Origin of the sequence: Halobacteriovorax vibrionivorans, from assembly GCF_003346865.1 — a bacterium.
Taxonomy (GTDB): Bacteria; Bdellovibrionota; Bacteriovoracia; order Bacteriovoracales; family Bacteriovoracaceae; genus Halobacteriovorax_A; species Halobacteriovorax_A vibrionivorans.
The window spans coordinates 216779-236026 of record NZ_QDKL01000002.1; the positions used below are offsets into that span (position 1 = coordinate 216779).

Sequence of the window (19248 nt, forward strand, 5' to 3'; positions counted from 1 at the left end):
GCAAATACAATTTAATGAAGATTTATAAGGCCTCTGGCAGTATTATCCTCGTTTTCAACATGTAGAAGATCCTTTAGCTTACGTGCATAAAGAAGATTTTCGTTACGGCGTTTTAATATGGCATATGTTGGAACTGCAATCTCATTATCTGGGCCAAGGCAATATAGATTCTGAAAGATTGTTTCATTACCTATTGCAGCAAGAATGATCTCACCTCTCAATGCCAAGGTTTCAAGATATTCAAGGTGCTCGCTAAAAAAGCTCTCTTTCAAATAAATTCCCTGCTCTTTTAATAATTGCGTAGCATTAAGAATTAAAGACTCATCTGATGATAAGAATCCAACTGGCAATTTTTTAACAACTTGCTCCATAGGCAAATCTCTAAACTTAGCGGCCATGGAAGTACTTATATAGAAGCGAAGCTGATTATTTGCGACCAAGAAGTTCTTATACATGTCATTACTTATCGGATTGTCACTAATAGCAATATCAACAGTATCGTTTTCTAAGAAGTACATTGTCTGTGAAAAATTTTTGGATCTCTTTGTTTTTGTATGGCCAAAGTCTCGATATAATTGAAAGTAATCTCCCAAGAAAGCCGAGACGGCCTGTGATTCTAAATGTGACTCTATAGAAAAACAAACATCATACCCGCCATCATCTTCAAAAGTTAGGCTATCAATAAGGCGCATACCATTATCAAAGATATTCTTTGCATAGGAATAAACGTCTTCGCCTTTTTGCGTTAGAACAATCTCACGGACCTTACGCTCAAACAATTGAACATCGTAATGCTGCTCAAGCTTCTTCACCTGTTCACTCACTGTAGAGGGAGCTAGCCCCATTTTTAATGCGGCCTTCTTTACAGATTTATGCTTTGCAGCTTCATAAAAACAATAGAGATGATTCCAATTCATAGATGTAACATAAATCGGAAATTCCGAATTTACAAACAATTAACTTAATATAGCTAAATAAAATCGCTACTATCTTAACAGTTTTAAAAGAGGAAGACTTATGACTACGCAAAACACGATGTTTACTGCTATTAAAAAGCAAAATGAAAACCGTATAAACCTTCGAAATATGGAGAATATACGACTGATCAGTGCTTCAAGACTAGAGAATAGTTCATTCGATAACTCAATGCTAGATAAAATCAATATTAGACACTCAGACCTTAATGAAAGTGACTTGAGAAAGTGTAATATGAAGTACGCAAAGCACAATAATTCAAATTATGAAGGTGTTGACTTTACTTGGTCAAACCTAACAAGAAATAAATTCAAAAGAATCAATCTTAAAGACGTTACTCTTGAGTGTACCAACCTTGAAGATAGCTCTTTTGATGAATGTGAACTAGCTGCAACAAGCTTTCGCTGGGCAAACCTAAATGGTGTAACTTTTAAAAGCTGTAACTTAGCAGGTTGTGACTTCTCAAATGTAGACCTTACAAATACAGTCTTCATTAATTGTAACCTTAAAGGTGCCATTTTTAACATCAATACAAGAATGCCATTTCAAAAAGATAATGCAATTAACAAACTTGGCATGGATTTCGTTGGAATCCAATAGCCAATTAAGACGCGCTCCAGAAGATTTTACTCATTCAGTAGTAAATTGCTTAAACATTTCACTGCTTAAGTTTCTGGAGCGTCTACATATTCTATCTCATCCATTTCTTAATAATATTTCCATAGATTATCTTAGAAGAACTTTATATATTTATAGAGTAATTTTAAAAAGGATTAAATCGTAATGAAACGTGCTCACTCCATCGCAGAAAGCGTTGCTAAGTATATTGTTGATCATACTAAAACATGCCTCTTTCTTTCATTCTTATTACTTGCTATTGCCGGAAGTGGAATCGTAAAAATTAAAGCCAATTACTCAGTAAAAGGTTGGCTAATGGATGATGACCAACGCCTTGTTGATCTTAAGGCCCACGAAGGAACATTTGGAAGTTCAGATACAATCGATATCATGCTTTATAAGGAAGATGGTATTTTCGATGAAAAGACGGTTAAGACGATTCAAGATATCACAAGAGATCTGTGGCAGATTAAGCATATTGTTCGAGTTGAAAGCTTAACAAATTATAATTCAATTGAATCAGAAGAAGATGATATTTTTATCACTCCATTTTTAGATGAAGAGGTTGAACTATCAGCTGAAAACCTAGCAAAGAAAAAAGAGAGAGCAATTAATGATAATCAACTTATCAATTCATCACTTTCAAAGTCTGGACGATTCACTTACATAAGGGCGTTTCTTGATACATTTGAAACGACTCCTCCTTATGATCAAGTTGTTGTTGATACCGAAGAATTGTTAGAGAAGTACAAAAAAGAAGATAATAATATCCAGTTTTTTCTCGGTGGGATTTCATTTATTAACGAATCACTACAAAGAGCATCTGATCGAGATATGGCCGTTGTTTTCCCAATTGTTGTGACGGTTCTTTCGATAATTCTTCTATGGTTTTTTAAAAGCTTTCTTGGCGTTGTTCTCCCCTTCTCACTTGTTGGTCTTGCGATTTTAACAACTTTTGGGATTGAGGGACACTTAGGAATTGAGCTATCAAGTATTATTGCTGCACTTCCGGCCATTCTAATAGCAATTGGTATTGCAGACTCGATCCATATCCTCATTGGCTATCGTCACTTTGCTTTATTTGAAGGAATGAATAATCACGATGCTGCAATTGCATCTTTAAAAAAGAACTTCATTCCAACCCTTCTTACAACATTAACAACTTCAATCGGTTTCTTCTCTCTAACAACGACAGAGATTAAACCAATTTATAATCTTGGTATTCTCTCTGGTATTGGAACATCAGTTGCTTGGTTTTTCACTTACTTCTTCTTAGGAGCACTACTTACTAAAATCTCATTTAAAAGAAAGGAAAATGAGGATGAAACAAAATTTAGTGCCTTTGATGGTATCTTCCAATTTGCAGAAGATCATAAAGTCTCTATAAATATCATCACACCAATTATTGCAATTGGCGCCATTTACCTAGGAATGCAAAATTATATCAATGCTGATCCAATTGAGTACTTTGATAAAGGTACTCCTGTAAAACAGGCCTTTGATAAAACAAGATCTGAATTTGGTGGATCACGTGTCATCGAATTAGTTTTTGACTCAGGTGAACCTGAAGGTGTAAAGAACCCAGCTTTTATGAAGAAAGCTGAAGAGCTAGTTCAATGGATGCTAGAGGATGAGAAAATAATTCGAGTAAGCTCTATTCTTGATATCATCAAGAAAATGAATAAGACGCTCCACTCAGACAATGAAGAATATTATGCAATTCCAGATACAAGAAGGGCCATTGCGGATCAACTCTTCTTATACACTCTAGGACTTCCTCAGGGACTTGATCTAAAGAATCAATTATCTCTTGATAATCAAAAGTTTCGCGTACTCGTTATGTGGGATATCAATGACTCAACTGCTGCAATTGAAAAAACTGATAAGATTATGGAAAAGGCCAAGGAAATTGGAATTGATATTTACGAAGCGGGACAATCCCCTATCTACAATCGAGTTAATGACCTTGTTGTAAACACTCTACTAACATCAATGAGTATTTCACTTCCAATTATTTTCTTAATTATTCTCTTTGTTTTCAAAGATCTCTCACTTGCACTACTTTCATTAATTCCAAACGTCTTACCTTTAAGTGTAGCCGCAGGAATTATGTACTTAGTTGGTGATGAATTAAATATTGGAAACGTAATCGTCTTTGCTGTTTGTCTCGGTATTGCGGTGGATGATACTATCCACTTTGTCTCAAATTACAAACTAAAGATGATGGCCGGTATGAGCGGGCACGACGCTTTAGCATCAACAATGCACCAAACAGGAAAAGCACTGACCTTGACAACGTTAATGCTTACGATCGCCTTTGGTCTCTTCTACTTAGGAGACTTTGTGCCTAATCAAAAATTTGGTGTTTACTGTTCAATTATTCTAACTTTAGCGCTTATTGCAGACCTAATTGTCCTACCTGCTGCGTTATTAAGTCTAAAGAGTTCAAGAGAATAGACTCTAAGGTATAGAAATTACATATCAACTCATCATATGTCTTAACTTACAGCTTACAAACTGCTATAAGCTAAGACATATTTTGAGGTATTTTAATGACGAATCAAACAGATCAAAACACACAAGAGTACACTGATCAATACGAGGCCCAACGCCAGAAAATTCAACAAAAGAAGGCCCGCCTAAATATCGGAAAAGAGAAAGAGGCCAGAAACCTGGAAAGAAAACCAGAGTGGCTTCGAGTTGGTCTACCAACAGGTGATAACTTTAAAGAAGTAAGAAAAGAATTACGCGAAAAGAAGCTTTTCACAGTATGTGAAGAAGCAAGTTGTCCAAATATGTCGGAATGTTGGTCCGCAAAAACTGCAACAATGATGATTCTAGGAGGAACGTGTACAAGAGCATGTAAGTTCTGTCATGTTGATACAGGAAATCCTAAAGGTGTCGTTGATTTTAATGAAATAGAAAATGCCGCAAAAATGGTTGAAACCATGTCACTAAAATACCTTGTTGTAACAAGCGTTGACCGTGATGATCTTCCAGACTTCGGTGCTGGCCATTTTGCTAATGTCGTTAAACGAATTAATAAAGACTATCCAGATACTCTAGTAGAAGTTCTAATCCCTGATTTTAATGGTGAGTCCCAACATATGGACACTCTTGCAAAGAGTAATCCATTTGTCATTGCTCAAAATATTGAAACAGTAAAAAGACTTACTCACGATGTACGTGACAGACGTGCGGGATATGAACAAACTCTTAATTGCTTAAAATATTACAAAGAAAACTATCCTCATATAGCAACGAAATCCTCTATCATGCTTGGACTAGGAGAAACTCATGAAGAAATTCTTGAGACGATGCAAGATCTAAAAAATGTAGGATGTGATATCGTTACTCTAGGTCAATACATGCGCCCTACAATGAGACACCTAAAAGTTGAGCGCTACTATAAACCACAAGAGTTTGAACACTATAAGAAAGTCGCCTATGAAATGGGATTTGAATTCGTAGCCTCAGGACCGTTAGTACGTTCAAGCTATAAAGCAGCAGATTATCTTGATCACCTAAGAGCGAAAGGCCATGACATTTAACGAATTACTTAAAGAATTAAATATCAATGAATTTGACCTTGAGACTCAAGGCCAAACTCATATTTTTCATAAAGATAATTGGGACTATGAAGAAGCTCTTACCTTTCAAGAGAAGGTTAATGAGTTTATTTATAATAACCCTGAACAAATGGTTTATATTATCACTTCCCATCCAGAAGTCTTTACGATGGGACGAGGGTTACAACGTAATCAAATCGAACAACATGGACTTGTTGACTTTGACCAGGCCATTATTAATAAAATTGATGTTCCTGTAGTTAATATAAAAAGAGGTGGCGGGTTAACCTTTCATCATCCAGGTCAAGTGATAGTCTATCCAATCGTCCATATTGGTAGGCAGAAACTAAAGACAATTGAGTTAATTAATAACCTATTCAAAAGTACAGTTAGGGCCATTGAAAATAATGACAAAACAATTTCTAATCTAGACTTTGATAGGCCATTGCTTGGATTATGGCATGGAGAAAAGAAGTTAGCATCAATGGGCGTCCAACTTAAGCGCTTTGTTTCTATGCATGGAATGGCATTAAACGTCTATCCATCACAGAAGATGAATCGTGCACTACAATTAACTTTTCCATGTGGCCTGCCTGGAGATATTTACAATACCCTCGTAAATGTATCAGAAGATGTCATTGATAAAGAAAATTATCGCTCAAATTTTATAAAATGTTTAAAAGAACAATTACTTAATTAAAAAAGGCCTCATTTGAGGCCTTTTCTTATTTTCGATATGATTTAATCTTCTCTCTAAACTTTTTGCGCTCGGCCTTCATTTGGGACTTAAATTCTTTCTTTAGTTTCTTAATCTCATCTCGTTGAGTTTTATGTCTAAGTTCTTTCATTTTTTTCCTAAACTCAGAGCTTTTCTCTTTCAATTCTTTGCGAATACTTTTATTTGCATCTTTATTACCAAATTTAAGTTTCGACTTTATAGCATTCATCTCTTTTATATGCTTTAAAACCATACTACGGTTCTGTTCCAAAAACTTTTCTCTTAAATCAAAGATTTGATTTTCTAACTTCAATCTTTTATTCATTTGCTCTTTTTGAAATTTATTAAATTCACCTTCAAGCTTAGCAATATCTTCTTTAGAAAGTTTTGCAATATCTTTTGAAAAGTCCTCTACTTTTTCATGACGATCTCGATGACCTCGCCTTCCCTCTTCGTCACGATATTTTCCGCGTCCTCCACCTCTTTCAGCAAGAGCAGAAAAGGTTAATAAAAAAGTTAAGATAAGAATATTAAATTTCTTCACGACTCACTCCTTAGGTTGGTCTTTAACTATTATACTCAAGCGATATCAAAAAGTTTCACACAAGCATAAAGTGCTGATATTAATGGCATTTTTTATCTAGTGAAACTTAATACTCAAATAACAGTATAATATATATGCGTATGATGAAGACAATATTTGGTGCAAATTCAAAACTTACAAGGGCCTCTGACAAAGAGCTGATGCTTCTTGTTACCAAAGATAATAATCATCATGCTTTTAGAAAACTATATGAGCGCTTAAGTGAGAAGCTATATCGCTTTATCTATTATATTGTCCTCGATGAGAGTGTTGCCCAAGAAATCACTCATGAAGCTTTCCTTACCCTCTATGATAAGAGAAAGATGTATCGAAGTGATTACCAAGTTTCAACATGGCTTTGGACTATAGGTAGAAACAAAGCATACGACTATAAAAAGAAGAAAAAAGAGATCAGTATTGATGATGAAATAATAATCTCATTACCAAATGATGATATCTCAACACTTCAAAAACTTGCACAAGAAGCAAGCTCTGAAACAATAAAAGAAGCATTAAAGCTTCTTCCAGATTCACAAAGAGATGCCATCCTCTTATGGATGGATGACTATAATACAAAAGAGATGGCTGAGATTATGGAAAAATCGGAACAGGCCATTAAAAATCTTATAAACCGAGCAAAAATGAAACTTAAGGAAGTACTTGAAGGAAGAATGGAGTCGATATGAAAAAAGACTTATTAAAAGACATTCTAAATGAGAAAACTCAAATTCAGGTTCCAAGAAACTTGGAACAGGATTTCTTACAAAAGTTTGATAATCATATTGAAATGAAAAGAACCAAGAAGAGAATTTTCTTTGGTATTAAGAATATTACTCTCACTATCGCCTCTTTATGTATTTTTACTATAGCTTTTATTAACTATACAGCTCCATCATCTAATAAAACGACTACAGTTTCTGATTATCTAAGCTTTGTTGAAAGTAATTTTAAAAACGACGATATTATTAACGAGAATATTGATGAAATAGATGGACTTGCATATACTAACTTCTATGATGATTACTAAACCATAATAGGAGTTTAAATGACACAAGAAAGAAATGACCACTTAAATGTTTTAGGTACTCCTTTACAAATGTGTGGCTGTACTCCAATGACAGGTTTTTATCGAGACGGTTTTTGTCGAACAGATATGCAAGACAGAGGAATGCATACAGTTTGTTGTGTTGTAACAGAAGAGTTTTTAGAGTTTTCAAAAGCTGACGGCAATGATCTCTCAACCCCTATGCCTCAATTTCAATTCTCAGGATTAAAACCAGGAGACAAGTGGTGTCTTTGCGCTGGCCGCTGGCTAAATGCATATAAGGCAGGGAAAGCTTGTCCTGTTATTCTTGAATCTTGCCATGAGGAAACCCTAGCGGTAATCCCTCTTAGCGCACTTAAAGAATTTTCACTTAGATAAGATAACTGCCTTGTTCCTTTAGATAATTTTTCATTAAGATGACTTTTGTCATACTTTAAGAGCAATTTTAAAATTATAAGCTGTATACCTGAATCAAAAGTATACGGACCCTAAAAAAAAGTTAAAATTAAAGTTACTTTTTAGAATATTCGTATATATAGATTCTTAAAAAGTTTTACTTCTAATTATTATGAGGAATAAAAGTTGAGAAAGCATCTTATCATCATCTTGGTTTTTTTATTTTCACAAGCTGGCCAAGCAGCTAAGAACAAAGACAATAGTCAATCTCCAAACAATCAAAATACTTCAAGTAGTAAGAATACTGGAAGTTCGAATAATAATGGCAACAAGGGCAATGGAAATAATGGCAACGGCGTAGGCGGTTCTGAAGGCAACCAAGGAACCGGCAATAGCGGAGATAACGGAAACGCTGGTGGAAGTCATTCTGGTGGCCAAGGGAATTCTGGAAATAGTGGAGACAACGGAAACCACGGTAACGGAAATAATGGCAACGGTAATGGCGGTTCTGAGGGCAATCAAGGAAACGGCAATAGCGGAGATAACGGAAACGCTGGTGGAAGTCATTCTGGTGGTCAAGGGAATTCTGGAAACAGTGGAGACAACGGAAACCATGGTAACGGAAATAATGGCAACGGCGTAGGCGGTTCTGAAGGCAACCAAGGAACCGGCAATAGCGGAGATAACGGAAACGCTGGTGGAAGTCATTCTGGTGGCCAAGGGAATTCTGGAAACAGTGGAGACAACGGAAACCATGGTAACGGAAATAATGGCAACGGTAATGGCGGCTCTGAGGGTAACCAAGGAAATGGCAATAGCGGTGACAATGGAAACGCTGGTGGCGATAACGGAGACTCTGGAAATAGTGGAGACAACGGAAACCACGGTAACGGAAATAATGGCAACGGTAATGGCGGCTCTGAGGGTAACCAAGGAAATGGCAATAGCGGTGACAATGGAAACGCTGGTGGCGATAACGGAGACTCTGGAAATAACGGAGACTCTGGAAATAATGGAGACAACGGAAACCACGGTAACGGAAATAATGGCAACGGTAATGGCGGCTCTGAGGGTAACCAAGGAAATGGCAATAGCGGTGATAATGGAAATGGCGGTGGCCATGATGGCGATAACGGCGACAACGGCGACAATGGCGATAACGGCGACAATGGTGACAATGGCGACAATGGTGACAATGGCGACAATGGCGACAATGGCGATAACGGCGACAATGGCGACAATGGCGACAATGGCGACAATGGCGACAATGGTGACAATGGCGACAACGGTGACAATGGTGACAATGGTGACAATGGTGACAATGGTGACGATGGTGACGATGGCCAAGAAGAAGACCAAGATGATGAGTCACAAGATAATACAGATAATGATGAAACACCAAAAGATACAGCAAAGAAGACAGATGAACTTAAGATGGAGTTTGCAGGGATAAAGCCAATTGTATTTGGTAATATTTACTCAACTTCTAGAATTGAAGCTACAGGTGAAGGCTTTGATGCTCCATCAGAAATTCAGTATACAGATAATGCTGGTGGATACCTTGTAACAACAAAGAGAAAATATGATTTAGGTCTTGGAGCTGCTGGTGTTTGGAATTTCCCGTACGCAGGTGAAGAATATCCAGAGCTAGTAAACTCATCTTTTGTTATTGGCCTAACAGCACTACAAAATTCAAGTGTTATCTATAAGAAGTCTTACCCTACTCTTGCACAAGCAAAGGCAAATTCACTTAGTGGGAAACTTCCATTTAAGGCCAGCGAACTTGAAATTTGGAACAATGGGGATAGTGTAAATTATATGGCAGAAGGAGGAGTTCTCCTTTCATTCACTGCTGTCTACAACTCTATTCCAGTTACGTTAGGTGGTATTTTTAAAGGTACTTATGATTACTATATTGAAAAACTAGAGGATAAAAGAGTCTATGTTGAAATAACGAGAACAGACTTAAAATCTGCGCTACTTTCAACAGGTATTTACTATGCGAATGCTTCTCTTTCAAAAGTTGAGAAAGAGGGTCAAAAACTATCATATATTTTTGATCTATCAGATGAATATACAGCAAAGGTATATGAAGATGTTCTTAAAGGTAAATTCTTAGAAGCTCAAGAGATGGGAGAAACATATCCAGATCTAAGAGTGACTAAAGTTGAAACAACTGATTTTAAAATGAAAGGAAAAGAATTTAATATTGGATTCAAGACACCTTTTGCGCAAATTCTTTCTTGGAACTTTAACAAGAGTCTTTTTGTTGGAGTATCAGACACTGAGATTCATAGTAACGGAGTTATCACTCATCGTGATTATGGAGTATATAAGAGCGGAGTATCTTCAAACTTTGGGCCATTAGAGAGAACTTCACTTAAAGCATTTTATGGTGCGACAGCGAAAGCGACAGTAGAAGGAAAAGACATTAATAATACTAGTGGAACATTTGTATGGTTATATGAATCCAACAATGGAACTTATAAGAAGTTAAGAAGAGCACTTTCGAAAGTTAAAGACTTCACTAACCTAACTGACTTTCTAAATGTTAAAATTGGAAAGAAGAAAGAGAAGCTTAATTACACAAAGCTTGAACTAAGTCTTGAGTATTCTGAAGCATTTACAAAATATTTAATGGATACGGACTTAAACTACAATACACTAAAATATGATCTTGTTGGCGATATCAATACTGCATGTACACAAAGACATTACAATTATGATCGCCGCATTGAATGTATTGATAATGAGTCAAGAAAAGCAAGGTCTGCACTATCTTCTATCAAGAAGTATCTAGCTAAAATGAAAGCAAGCTTTAAGAAAGATAATAAAGACTTCGTTAGTAATTATGCAAAAGTTGGAAAGAAGATATTATCAAGTAAGTACGTCTTCCAGGAAATTTTTGAGAGAGGTACTAAATGTGGAATGAAATTAAAACTTCATATGACAGGAGAGAAGTTTATTGCATTTGAAAAAGAATTAAATTATCCGAATACACCTGAATGTAAATAAAGAGAAGGCCAGCTTAGCTGGCCTTTTTTATTCTTTACCTTATCTCACTCTCCTTTTACAATTTAACTACATGCAGCCGTAGTTCAGTTGGATAGAACGTCAGACTTCGGATCTGAATGTCGGGGGTTCGAGTCCTCCCGGCTGCGCCACATCGTGCGGTAAAAGTGCCCCAAAGGGCAGTTTTGAAGCACAGATGGATGTCATTTACTGAATACGACCTAGTATTCAGGCAAGACGAGCGAAGCGATGTCGCGGCTTTCAGTTACACTAAATGCCAACTCTAACATCTTCTAACTATAGAGCTTCGTAAGCAACTAACTTCGCGTAATTTCGTAGACTACGTCACAACGCGTCTTCAAATACAATTGCCTAACGTGTAATGTCACTGCATGAAAAAACTAATCGTAACAACACTACTGGCAATCAGCACATTTGCCACACCCACTACAACTGAATTCAACAACTGGCTAGAAAGTCTAAAGACAGAATTAAACGAGAAAAATGGCTTTTCGTACGCACTACTAGATGAAGCATTTGACGGAGTAACATTTAATACTGATGTTATAAAATACGACCGCAGACAACCTGAGCATGTCATGAGTATGGGCCGTTATTTAAATATCGTCATTAGTAGTGAACGAGTTGAGAAGGGACAAAAATACCAAAGACAACTTGATGATATCTTCACTCAAATAAGACAAGACTATAACTTTCAAAGCCGCTTCCTTCTTTCATTCTGGGCACTAGAAACAAATTTTTCAAGTATTACTGGAAAGCTTGATATTATACGATCATTAACAACACTAACTTATGATGGAAGAAGATCAGCATTTTTCAAGAAAGAACTTATTAATGCACTAACAATGCTTGATAAAGGAATCTACTCTTACCCTACTGAGCGCATGCAAGGGTCTTGGGCCGGCGCAATGGGGTCAACGCAATTTATGCCATCTACAATGTTGGCCTATGCAATTGACTATGATCAAGATGGCTACATTAATATGTGGGAAAATCGTCATGACTTCCTTGGTTCTTCTGCAAACTTCCTATCACAAGTAGGTTGGCGTGGAGATGAGAGTTGGGGCCATGAAATAGAGCTTCCACAAGACTTTGATTACTTTCATAGTGGACTAAAGTATAAAGAAGATCTTCAATATTGGATCGATCGCGATATCACTCTAAAAGGAGGAACTCAACTTCCTCACACAGATGGAAAGACTGCAATTTACCTTCCTCAAGGAGCAAAAGGGCCTGCATTTATTGTATATCCAAACTTCTTCACTATTTTTAAATGGAATAATTCTGAAAAATACGCCCTAGGAATTGGTGTCTTGTCTGACTTAATTAATAATCGTGCGGATTATTTTTCAAAGTTTAATTTAAATGAAAAGTCATTCATGTCATTTGAAATGGCAAAACAAATTCAAGCTAAGTTAAATGAACTTGGCCATGATGCAGGTCCAGTTGATGGAATCCCTGGAAAACAAACAACAGCAGCAATTCAACGCTACCAAGTCTCTATTGGGCAAATACCCGACGGCTACCTAACTAAAGAGTTGGCCGAAGAGATTCTCTCAAAATAAACTATTCTTAACTTTAATACACAACCTCCTTCCCGATGAGAAGTTTACTAACTAAGTAATTAACTCATTGGAAAGGAGATTATATGCTTAAAATTATGCAAGGATTGCCTGATAGCATTGTAGGAATTGAAGGTTCAGGAAAGATCACAAAGAATGATTATATTGATGTTCTCGAACCCATTCTAGAAGAGGCCCTTGAAAAGGAAGAAAAAGTTTCATTGCTTTTCTACCTAAATGAAAACTATGAAGGATATACTCCAGGAGCAGTATTTGAAGATACAGCAATGGGAGTAAAGTACTTCAATGTGATGAAAAGATGTGCCGTTGTAACAGATAGCCCACTTATTACAGGTGCTGTTAATCTCTTTGCTCCAATTATTCCCATTGATTTTAAGTCATTCAAAATTTCAGAATTATCAAAGGCCAAAATGTGGCTTGGAGAAACACCTGAAACAGATATTGAATTTCACTTCGATTCAAATGACAATATTTTAACAGTTACTCCTACTGAAGCATTAAACATATCAGATTTTGAAACTTTGCAAACACTATTAAACCAAGTTTATAAAGAGACAGATATTATCTCGGGAGTAATCCTTAACACTCAAAACTTCCCAGGATGGGAGGATTTAAGAAGTATGTTAAGGCATTTTGAATTTTTAAAAGATAATCGATACCACTTTGAAAAAGTTGCGATATGTACTGATAATCGTTTTATTCAAAAAGCATTACCGACAGTTATTAAACATCTTGAAGATATCGATGCTCAAATTTTCAAGTATGGTGCCATCGACGAGGCAAGGAATTGGCTTCGAAATGTGGAGACACTAGATCAGATGCGTGCCGTATAAAAGAAGGCCCTCTTCATTAAGAGGGCCTTTTTATTTTTTTAAAGTGAATCAATCACAGAGTTAAGTGTTTGAGATGGTCTCATTGCTTTAGCAACAAGTTCAAAATTAGGATGATAGTATCCACCCATATCAACGGCAACACCTTGTGCACTATTTAATTCTTCAACGATCTTAGCTTCATTTTCAACTAGGTTTGAAGCAACTGGAGTAAAGATCTCTTTAAGCTCAGCATCGTCATTTTGATCAGCAAGTGCCTTTGCCCAGTACTGAGCTAGATAGTAATGAGAGCCACGGTTATCTAGTTCACCAACTTTTCTTGATGGAGACTTATCATTCTTAAGGAATGCACTATTTGCTTCATCAAGAGTTTTAGCAAGAACCTTAGCTTTTGAGTTACCAGTTTTAATTGCAAGATCTTCAAGAGAAACACCAAGTGCTAAGAACTCCCCTAGAGAGTCCCATCTTAGGTGATTTTCAGCTGTGAATTGTTGAACATGCTTTGGAGCTGATCCACCAGCACCAGTTTCAAATAATCCACCACCAGCAAGAAGAGGAACAATTGAAAGCATCTTTGCAGAAGTTCCAAGCTCTAAAATTGGGAAAAGATCTGTTAGGTAATCACGTAATACGTTACCTGTTACAGAAATTGTATCTTCACCCTTAATGATTCTCTCCATTGAGTAACGAATTGCTTTAACTGGATCAAGAATCTTAATTTCAAGCCCATCTGTATCGTGATCTTTTAAGTACTCATTAACTTTCTTGATTAAGTTAGCATCATGGCCACGGTTTTCATCAAGCCAGAATACGGCCGGAGTATTTGTTAGACGAGCACGTGTAACACCAAGTTTAACCCAGTCACGAACTGCAACGTCTTTAGTTTGACACATTCTCCAAATATCACCTTCTTCTACTGTGTGAGTAAAGATAGTGTTCCCTTCAGAGTCAGTAACAACGACTTCTCCTGCTGCAGGGATTTTGAAAGTTTTATCATGTGATCCATATTCTTCAGCTTTCTTTGCCATAAGACCAACGTTAGGAACTGTTCCCATTGTCTTTGGATCAAAGGCACCATTTTCTTTACAGAAAGTAATAACTTCTTGGTACATCTGAGCATAACTTCTATCTGGGATACAGAATTTAGTATCTTCAGTTTTATTATCTTTATTCCACATTTGTCCTGAAGTTCTAATTGCTGCAGGCATAGATGCATCGATAATAACATCAGATGGTACGTGAAGGTTTGTGATACCTTTATCTGAGTCAACCATAGCTAGACGAGGCCCATTTGCAATAGCTGCATCTAGTGCACCTTCGATCTCTGCTTTCTTTTCAGCTGGAAGGCCAGCAAGTTTTGCATAAACTGAACCTAGTCCGTTTGCCGAATTAACACCAAGTTCTTTAAACTCAGCTGCATATTTTTCGAAAACATCTTTGAAATATACTTCTACACAGTGACCAAACATAATTGGATCACTAACTTTCATCATTGTTGCTTTCAAGTGAACAGAGAAAAGAATGTCTTTCTCTTTTGCATCTTGAATATTCTTTGCAAAGTATTCTCTAAGTGCTTTTGCACTCATTACACCTGCATCAATGATTTCATCTTTAAGAAGTGAAACTTTTTCTTTTAAAACAACCTCTGAACCATCATTTTGCTTAAGTGTGATTTTTACATCAGTAGCATTTGGCATAATTGCTGACTTTTCAGAACCATAAAAGTCATTTGCTTCCATATGTGCAACATGTGACTTTGAATCACTCTTCCACTCACCCATTCTATGTGGATTAGCTTTTGCATATTCCTTTACAGGACCAGCAACACGACGATCAGAATTTCCTTCACGTAAAACAGGGTTAACGGCAGAACCAAGAACTTTTGCATAACGAGCTTGAATATCTTTTTCTTCATCAGTTGAAGGAGAATCTGGGTAATTAGGAACTTTAAAACCGTGATCTTGAAGCTCTTTAATTGCAGCAGATAATTGTGGAATAGATGCTGAGATATTTGGAAGCTTAATAATATTAGCTTCGGCCTTCTTTGCTAACTCACCTAAGTAAGCAAGGTCATCTGATTGCTTTTGCTCATCTGTTAAAAACTCTGGAAAATGAGCTAAGATTCTTCCAGCAAGAGAGATATCACGAGTCGTAACATCGATACCTGCATGCTTTGTAAAAGCTTTTACAATTGGAAGAAGTGACTGCGTAGCAAGAGCTGGCGCTTCATCAGTAATAGTGTAAATAATTTGTGACATTTTACATCCCGTGTTATTTGTTATGAAGTGATTATAAAACGCCTTATCCTATAATAAAACCAGCTACTTCGTCCACGATCTATGCGTCACACCCCATAAAACTAGACTTGTTTACTTTATTTTAGTTTGACACTTCAAACATTATTTCTAACAATCAACCTAATGAAAATTACTAAGGGAGATAAATAATGAAAGTATTTTTACTTCTCGCACTTGCACTTCCAGCATTTGCAGGAATTACTATCGATAAAAATAAAGACATCCAAGAAATTAAGAAAATGACAGGGTGTTACGAGATTAAGTTTCAGTCGGCCGAGACTTTTGCTTACAACAGCGGCTATGACTTTTATGACCGCTACGCTTCTGGAGCTCTTGAGTGGATCTTTGTTGATTCTGAAGATAAAGACTCAGTTAATATTCAACACATTCTTGTTACTCCACACGCCATTGTAAAGCATTGGCGACAGCAATGGGATTGGGAAGCTTCAAATGCACTAGATTATAGAGGCTTTTCAAACTGGAATAACCGTACAGTAAAGAACCCACAAGGTAATTGGGTACAAAGAGTATATCAAGTGGATGACTCTCCAAGATATGAGTGCTCTGCACCTTGGATTCATACTGATAAGAAATCATTTTGGGAATGTACGGCCAACGCACCTCTACCAAGAAGAGAATTCTCTATTCGTTCAGATTACAATGTACTTAGGAGAACAAATCGTCACGAGCAAACTTCATACGGGCACGTTCATGATCAAGATAATGTAAAAGTTAATATGCTTGAAAATGGAATGGAACTGAAACTTGCTATGGAAAAGAGCTACAATACTTATGTAAAAGTTGATGATAAGAGATGTCAGCCTGCACGTGATTGGTGGAAAGAGCATAAACTATTTTGGCGTGACGTAGTCAAAGTATGGGATGCTACACTTTACTCTCGCCCATCAATTCGTTTTGACTTCAAAAAAACAGGGGCACCAATGTGGTCTAGACTTTTCGCCCTTGATGATAAGTTCTCTACAATGCCTGGTTATAATTCAGAACTTGCGACTCAAGAAATCAAGGACTTAATTGAGTCTCATATCGTAGAATAATTTAATTACAATATTATAGAATAAAAAAGGGCCTGTTTTTCACAGGCCTTTTTATTTACTCTGCCCGTGGTATAATTAGTTTATCTTATTAATCACCGATACTTTACGGGAAAATATGCTTAAAAACGTTTATCTTTTAGTCTTTTTAACCTCATCAATGGCCCATGCTTCTACATACCAAGCTTCAAATGGGATTGAATTTGAAATTGATCAATGTTTAAAAGACTCAGATTGTAAGCAGCAACTTATAAAAGAGTCTCCCGTAAAAATTGCAAAAATTTTGAATGATTCAAAAAACCAGGGACAAACGAAGTTAGTATTAACTTCATTATTAGATGAAGAAAACTTAGCTAAATTTGATTCTCTTTATCGTTTAAGAACAGTAAATGATCAAAACCTTTTAAATAAACGAGACGCTAAGAAAGTCGAAATAAGTCTAAATAGGATGTCAGACACATATAAGTTTAACTATGCGACAGACTATATCCGCAATAACCATGACCAATTTAAAAACAATTCATATATTAATATCTTAATTAATAAAGTAATTAGAGATGAAATTAAGAATTCATCACCCCTATCAGATCAGAAAAAAGAAAAATTAAATCACCTTCATAAAGAAGGCCTAATAAACCTTTCTCATTACTCTCAAGATATCGATTTAGAAGATAATAAATCAGATGAATGTTACGACTGTAGTGTACAAACAGCTTCAACAAGTGAGTATATGTCAGTTACAAATCTTGTAAAGGTTGCAGAGCAAATGATAAAAGTTACAAGTACATGGTCTTCTGAATGTAATCTCGATGCAAAGAAAATAGAAGATGATGTCTTCTTCTATAATAAAACACGTAGGGCCAAAAGAGACTTACAACGTTACAAGAATACAACTTATATTAATCAAGAAACGTTTGAAGATGGCTGTACTAAAAAGATTGAGGCAAAAACTTATCGCAAGTAACAACGATGTCCTGCTCGTTGCATTTTATTTGCCCAAACATTATCACCGGCACCCCTAACACCATCACAATAGTATATTCCTGACCTTGAGAAATCACTTCTTTCTATTTTCTTAGGTTCGCTTTCCACATAAGTGACAAGTTGATTGCTGAAGTCTTTATAGGCATCAAAAAGAGGGCCTTCTTCTACCCAACCATTATCATTGAATACATTAAAATGAGTCCCCCAACTATTGTGGACTTTATATTGATTACGACATTCACCATTGCTATCACAGATAGTTCTAAATCCGCTTAAAAGATAGGCATGACCGCCACACGAACGCTTTCTCTTCTCTTGAGGACACATTGACATATCACTAATATCATCCTCTCCTTCACAATAGCGTTGCCAAGTACAGCTTGATATCGCAGCTGATTGATCATTCTCAAATAACTCAATCATTTTCTTTCTAAATTTATCTTTATCAGAAATATGTTCTTGATGAAACTTTACTCCTGGTATCTTAACCTTCTCTTTTTCATCTCGACATTTTTTAGGTATCAGTACTTCATTTAAGAACTCTTCAAAAGCGTTGATTGAAGCGATTTTAGTAGCTGCCCTCGATAAGTTTTCAATCATATCCGTACTAAATGGATAGTACTTCTTAAAAAACTCTTCATTACAAGGCCTACAAAACCCATCACTCTCAGTTTCTTTTTTTACCTGATAATAAATATCATTCATGGCCTTTAATTGGGGATGCTCTTCGATATCAAAGTCCCCATTTGCTTGGCCATTGTAGTTTTCAATTTGTTGATAAGGTGCACATTCTTCAGTTGAAAATGATAAATCAACTTTTTTACCATTTGTTAATGATCTAGTAACTTGAGGAATATTTCCACCATTTAGTCCTAAGAATTCTTTAGAATTACCATTTTGTAATTGAGTCTTCCCAAGTACATCTAGAACGGAAATTTGTTTATCCTCATCACAAGCTCCACTTTTAATACAAGCTTGATCTAATAAAGAAGTGGTAGCAAATAAGTAACATGAACCAAATCCATCTTGATCACGAATGATTGGCTTACTCTTTACCTCTAGCTGACTTGTCACTCTTTCACTCCCCATAGGAGGAAGTTGTTGATAAGCAGCATGATTATATTCATTCCACTTCATTTCTTCAGTAATTTCAAGCTTTGCAAAGGTTGTTAATGAAAGAATAGAAAAGATAAATATTTTAATCACGTAGCAGACTCCACGCACTAATCATACTTCCATCTGAAAAGCGGCAAAAGCCGATTTGATTACCATTTTTCATTTTTAAAATTTTATATTCAGAATTACCTATTGCTTTACATGCTTTTGAGCCAGGGTGGCCAGCTAGTCCACGAGCCTTCTTTTGCTTTCCCCTTCGCTTAAGACAGTCTTTTGATTTCTTACAAGTATCATTCATAAATACGGTATTTTTACCGCTGCCTTCTTTATAGATTTTTACTTCTTTGAATTTATCTTTTTCATAAATTTTCATAATTTGAAAATCTTTTGCAAAAAGATCAAAGGTAAAGAAAATTGTAAATGTAGATAGTATTATCATCTTAAACATC

At 36.1% G+C, this 19248-nt stretch carries 17 protein-coding genes and 1 tRNA gene; 13 read left to right on the plus strand and 5 right to left on the minus strand.

What is annotated here, in order from left to right:
• Positions 1-11 precede the first annotated feature (11 nt).
• Positions 12-917 carry a LysR family transcriptional regulator gene (locus tag DAY19_RS06855; protein ID WP_114706459.1) on the minus strand — a complete coding sequence of 302 codons (906 nt, stop codon included), beginning with the start codon at positions 915-917 and terminating at the stop codon, positions 12-14.
• A gap of 100 nt (positions 918-1017) precedes the next feature.
• Here DAY19_RS06855 and DAY19_RS06860 point away from each other — a divergent pair, with 100 nt between their 5' ends.
• The 4 genes from DAY19_RS06860 to lipB all read left to right on the plus strand — a co-directional run bounded on the left by DAY19_RS06860 (position 1018) and on the right by lipB (position 5862).
• On the plus strand, positions 1018-1575 hold the full coding sequence (locus DAY19_RS06860; RefSeq protein WP_114706460.1) for a pentapeptide repeat-containing protein: 558 nt from the start codon (positions 1018-1020) through the stop codon (positions 1573-1575).
• 183 nt (positions 1576-1758) lie between these two features.
• Positions 1759-4050: an efflux RND transporter permease subunit gene (locus tag DAY19_RS06865; RefSeq protein ID WP_114706461.1), complete on the plus strand. Its 2292-nt coding sequence runs from the start codon at positions 1759-1761 to the stop codon at positions 4048-4050.
• A 95-nt stretch (positions 4051-4145) separates the two neighbouring features.
• Entirely contained in the window at positions 4146-5144 is a 999-nt protein-coding gene (gene lipA / locus DAY19_RS06870) for a lipoyl synthase (protein WP_114706462.1), read from the plus strand.
• Positions 5134-5862, plus strand: a complete 729-nt coding sequence (lipB, locus tag DAY19_RS06875; RefSeq protein WP_114706463.1) for a lipoyl(octanoyl) transferase LipB — start codon at positions 5134-5136, stop codon at positions 5860-5862. Before lipA ends, lipB begins: the two co-directional genes overlap by 11 nt.
• A gap of 25 nt (positions 5863-5887) precedes the next feature.
• Here lipB and DAY19_RS06880 read toward each other — a convergent pair whose 3' ends face one another.
• Positions 5888-6424, minus strand: coding sequence for a hypothetical protein (locus DAY19_RS06880; protein WP_114706464.1), 537 nt, complete (start codon positions 6422-6424; stop codon positions 5888-5890).
• Positions 6425-6564: 140 nt separating this feature from the next.
• On the opposite strand from DAY19_RS06880, the gene DAY19_RS06885 reads away from it, so the two are divergent.
• The 7 genes from DAY19_RS06885 to DAY19_RS06915 all read left to right on the plus strand — a co-directional run bounded on the left by DAY19_RS06885 (position 6565) and on the right by DAY19_RS06915 (position 13353).
• Positions 6565-7149, plus strand: coding sequence for an RNA polymerase sigma factor (locus tag DAY19_RS06885; RefSeq protein WP_158536822.1), 585 nt, complete (start codon positions 6565-6567; stop codon positions 7147-7149).
• Positions 7146-7490: a hypothetical protein gene (locus DAY19_RS06890; RefSeq protein WP_114706466.1), complete on the plus strand. Its 345-nt coding sequence runs from the start codon at positions 7146-7148 to the stop codon at positions 7488-7490. The genes DAY19_RS06885 and DAY19_RS06890 overlap by 4 nt, the downstream gene beginning before the upstream one ends.
• A gap of 18 nt (positions 7491-7508) precedes the next feature.
• Positions 7509-7886 carry a DUF2237 family protein gene (locus tag DAY19_RS06895; RefSeq protein ID WP_114706467.1) on the plus strand — a complete coding sequence of 126 codons (378 nt, stop codon included), beginning with the start codon at positions 7509-7511 and terminating at the stop codon, positions 7884-7886.
• A 204-nt stretch (positions 7887-8090) separates the two neighbouring features.
• Positions 8091-10919, plus strand: a complete 2829-nt coding sequence (locus tag DAY19_RS15440) for a hypothetical protein (protein ID WP_114706468.1) — start codon at positions 8091-8093, stop codon at positions 10917-10919.
• Positions 10920-10991: 72 nt separating this feature from the next.
• Positions 10992-11068, plus strand: a tRNA-Arg gene (locus tag DAY19_RS06905).
• Positions 11069-11308: 240 nt separating this feature from the next.
• Complete coding sequence (locus DAY19_RS06910) at positions 11309-12502, plus strand: lytic murein transglycosylase (protein ID WP_114706469.1); 1194 nt, start codon at positions 11309-11311, stop codon at positions 12500-12502.
• 83 nt (positions 12503-12585) lie between these two features.
• Positions 12586-13353, plus strand: coding sequence for a SpoIIAA family protein (locus tag DAY19_RS06915; protein ID WP_114706470.1), 768 nt, complete (start codon positions 12586-12588; stop codon positions 13351-13353).
• Between the two features lie 38 nt (positions 13354-13391).
• Here DAY19_RS06915 and DAY19_RS06920 read toward each other — a convergent pair whose 3' ends face one another.
• Positions 13392-15608 carry an NADP-dependent isocitrate dehydrogenase gene (locus DAY19_RS06920; RefSeq protein WP_114706471.1) on the minus strand — a complete coding sequence of 739 codons (2217 nt, stop codon included), beginning with the start codon at positions 15606-15608 and terminating at the stop codon, positions 13392-13394.
• Positions 15609-15796: 188 nt separating this feature from the next.
• Here DAY19_RS06920 and DAY19_RS06925 point away from each other — a divergent pair, with 188 nt between their 5' ends.
• Together DAY19_RS06925 and DAY19_RS06930 are read left to right on the plus strand one after the other, a co-directional pair.
• Entirely contained in the window at positions 15797-16702 is a 906-nt protein-coding gene (locus DAY19_RS06925) for a DUF6607 family protein (protein ID WP_114706472.1), read from the plus strand.
• 115 nt (positions 16703-16817) lie between these two features.
• Positions 16818-17663 carry a hypothetical protein gene (locus tag DAY19_RS06930; RefSeq protein WP_114706473.1) on the plus strand — a complete coding sequence of 282 codons (846 nt, stop codon included), beginning with the start codon at positions 16818-16820 and terminating at the stop codon, positions 17661-17663.
• On the opposite strand, the gene DAY19_RS06935 is transcribed toward DAY19_RS06930, so the two are convergent.
• On the minus strand, positions 17651-18889 hold the full coding sequence (locus tag DAY19_RS06935; protein ID WP_114706474.1) for a C1 family peptidase: 1239 nt from the start codon (positions 18887-18889) through the stop codon (positions 17651-17653). The genes DAY19_RS06930 and DAY19_RS06935 overlap by 13 nt on opposite strands.
• Positions 18882-19247: a DUF333 domain-containing protein gene (locus DAY19_RS06940; protein ID WP_114706475.1), complete on the minus strand. Its 366-nt coding sequence runs from the start codon at positions 19245-19247 to the stop codon at positions 18882-18884. The genes DAY19_RS06935 and DAY19_RS06940 overlap by 8 nt, the downstream gene beginning before the upstream one ends.
• Position 19248 lies beyond the last annotated feature (1 nt).

Coding starts and splice junctions, on each gene's coding strand:
- DAY19_RS06855 (WP_114706459.1), bottom strand. CDS start 917: ATGAATTGGAATCATCTCTATTGTTTTTATGAAGCTGCAAAGCATAAA.
- DAY19_RS06860 (WP_114706460.1), top strand. CDS start 1,018: ATGACTACGCAAAACACGATGTTTACTGCTATTAAAAAGCAAAATGAA.
- DAY19_RS06865 (WP_114706461.1), top strand. CDS start 1,759: ATGAAACGTGCTCACTCCATCGCAGAAAGCGTTGCTAAGTATATTGTT.
- lipA (WP_114706462.1), top strand. CDS start 4,146: ATGACGAATCAAACAGATCAAAACACACAAGAGTACACTGATCAATAC.
- lipB (WP_114706463.1), top strand. CDS start 5,134: ATGACATTTAACGAATTACTTAAAGAATTAAATATCAATGAATTTGAC.
- DAY19_RS06885 (WP_158536822.1), top strand. CDS start 6,565: ATGATGAAGACAATATTTGGTGCAAATTCAAAACTTACAAGGGCCTCT.
- DAY19_RS06890 (WP_114706466.1), top strand. CDS start 7,146: ATGAAAAAAGACTTATTAAAAGACATTCTAAATGAGAAAACTCAAATT.
- DAY19_RS06895 (WP_114706467.1), top strand. CDS start 7,509: ATGACACAAGAAAGAAATGACCACTTAAATGTTTTAGGTACTCCTTTA.
- DAY19_RS06910 (WP_114706469.1), top strand. CDS start 11,309: ATGAAAAAACTAATCGTAACAACACTACTGGCAATCAGCACATTTGCC.
- DAY19_RS06915 (WP_114706470.1), top strand. CDS start 12,586: ATGCTTAAAATTATGCAAGGATTGCCTGATAGCATTGTAGGAATTGAA.
- DAY19_RS06920 (WP_114706471.1), bottom strand. CDS start 15,608: ATGTCACAAATTATTTACACTATTACTGATGAAGCGCCAGCTCTTGCT.
- DAY19_RS06925 (WP_114706472.1), top strand. CDS start 15,797: ATGAAAGTATTTTTACTTCTCGCACTTGCACTTCCAGCATTTGCAGGA.
- DAY19_RS06930 (WP_114706473.1), top strand. CDS start 16,818: ATGCTTAAAAACGTTTATCTTTTAGTCTTTTTAACCTCATCAATGGCC.
- DAY19_RS06940 (WP_114706475.1), bottom strand. CDS start 19,247: ATGTTTAAGATGATAATACTATCTACATTTACAATTTTCTTTACCTTT.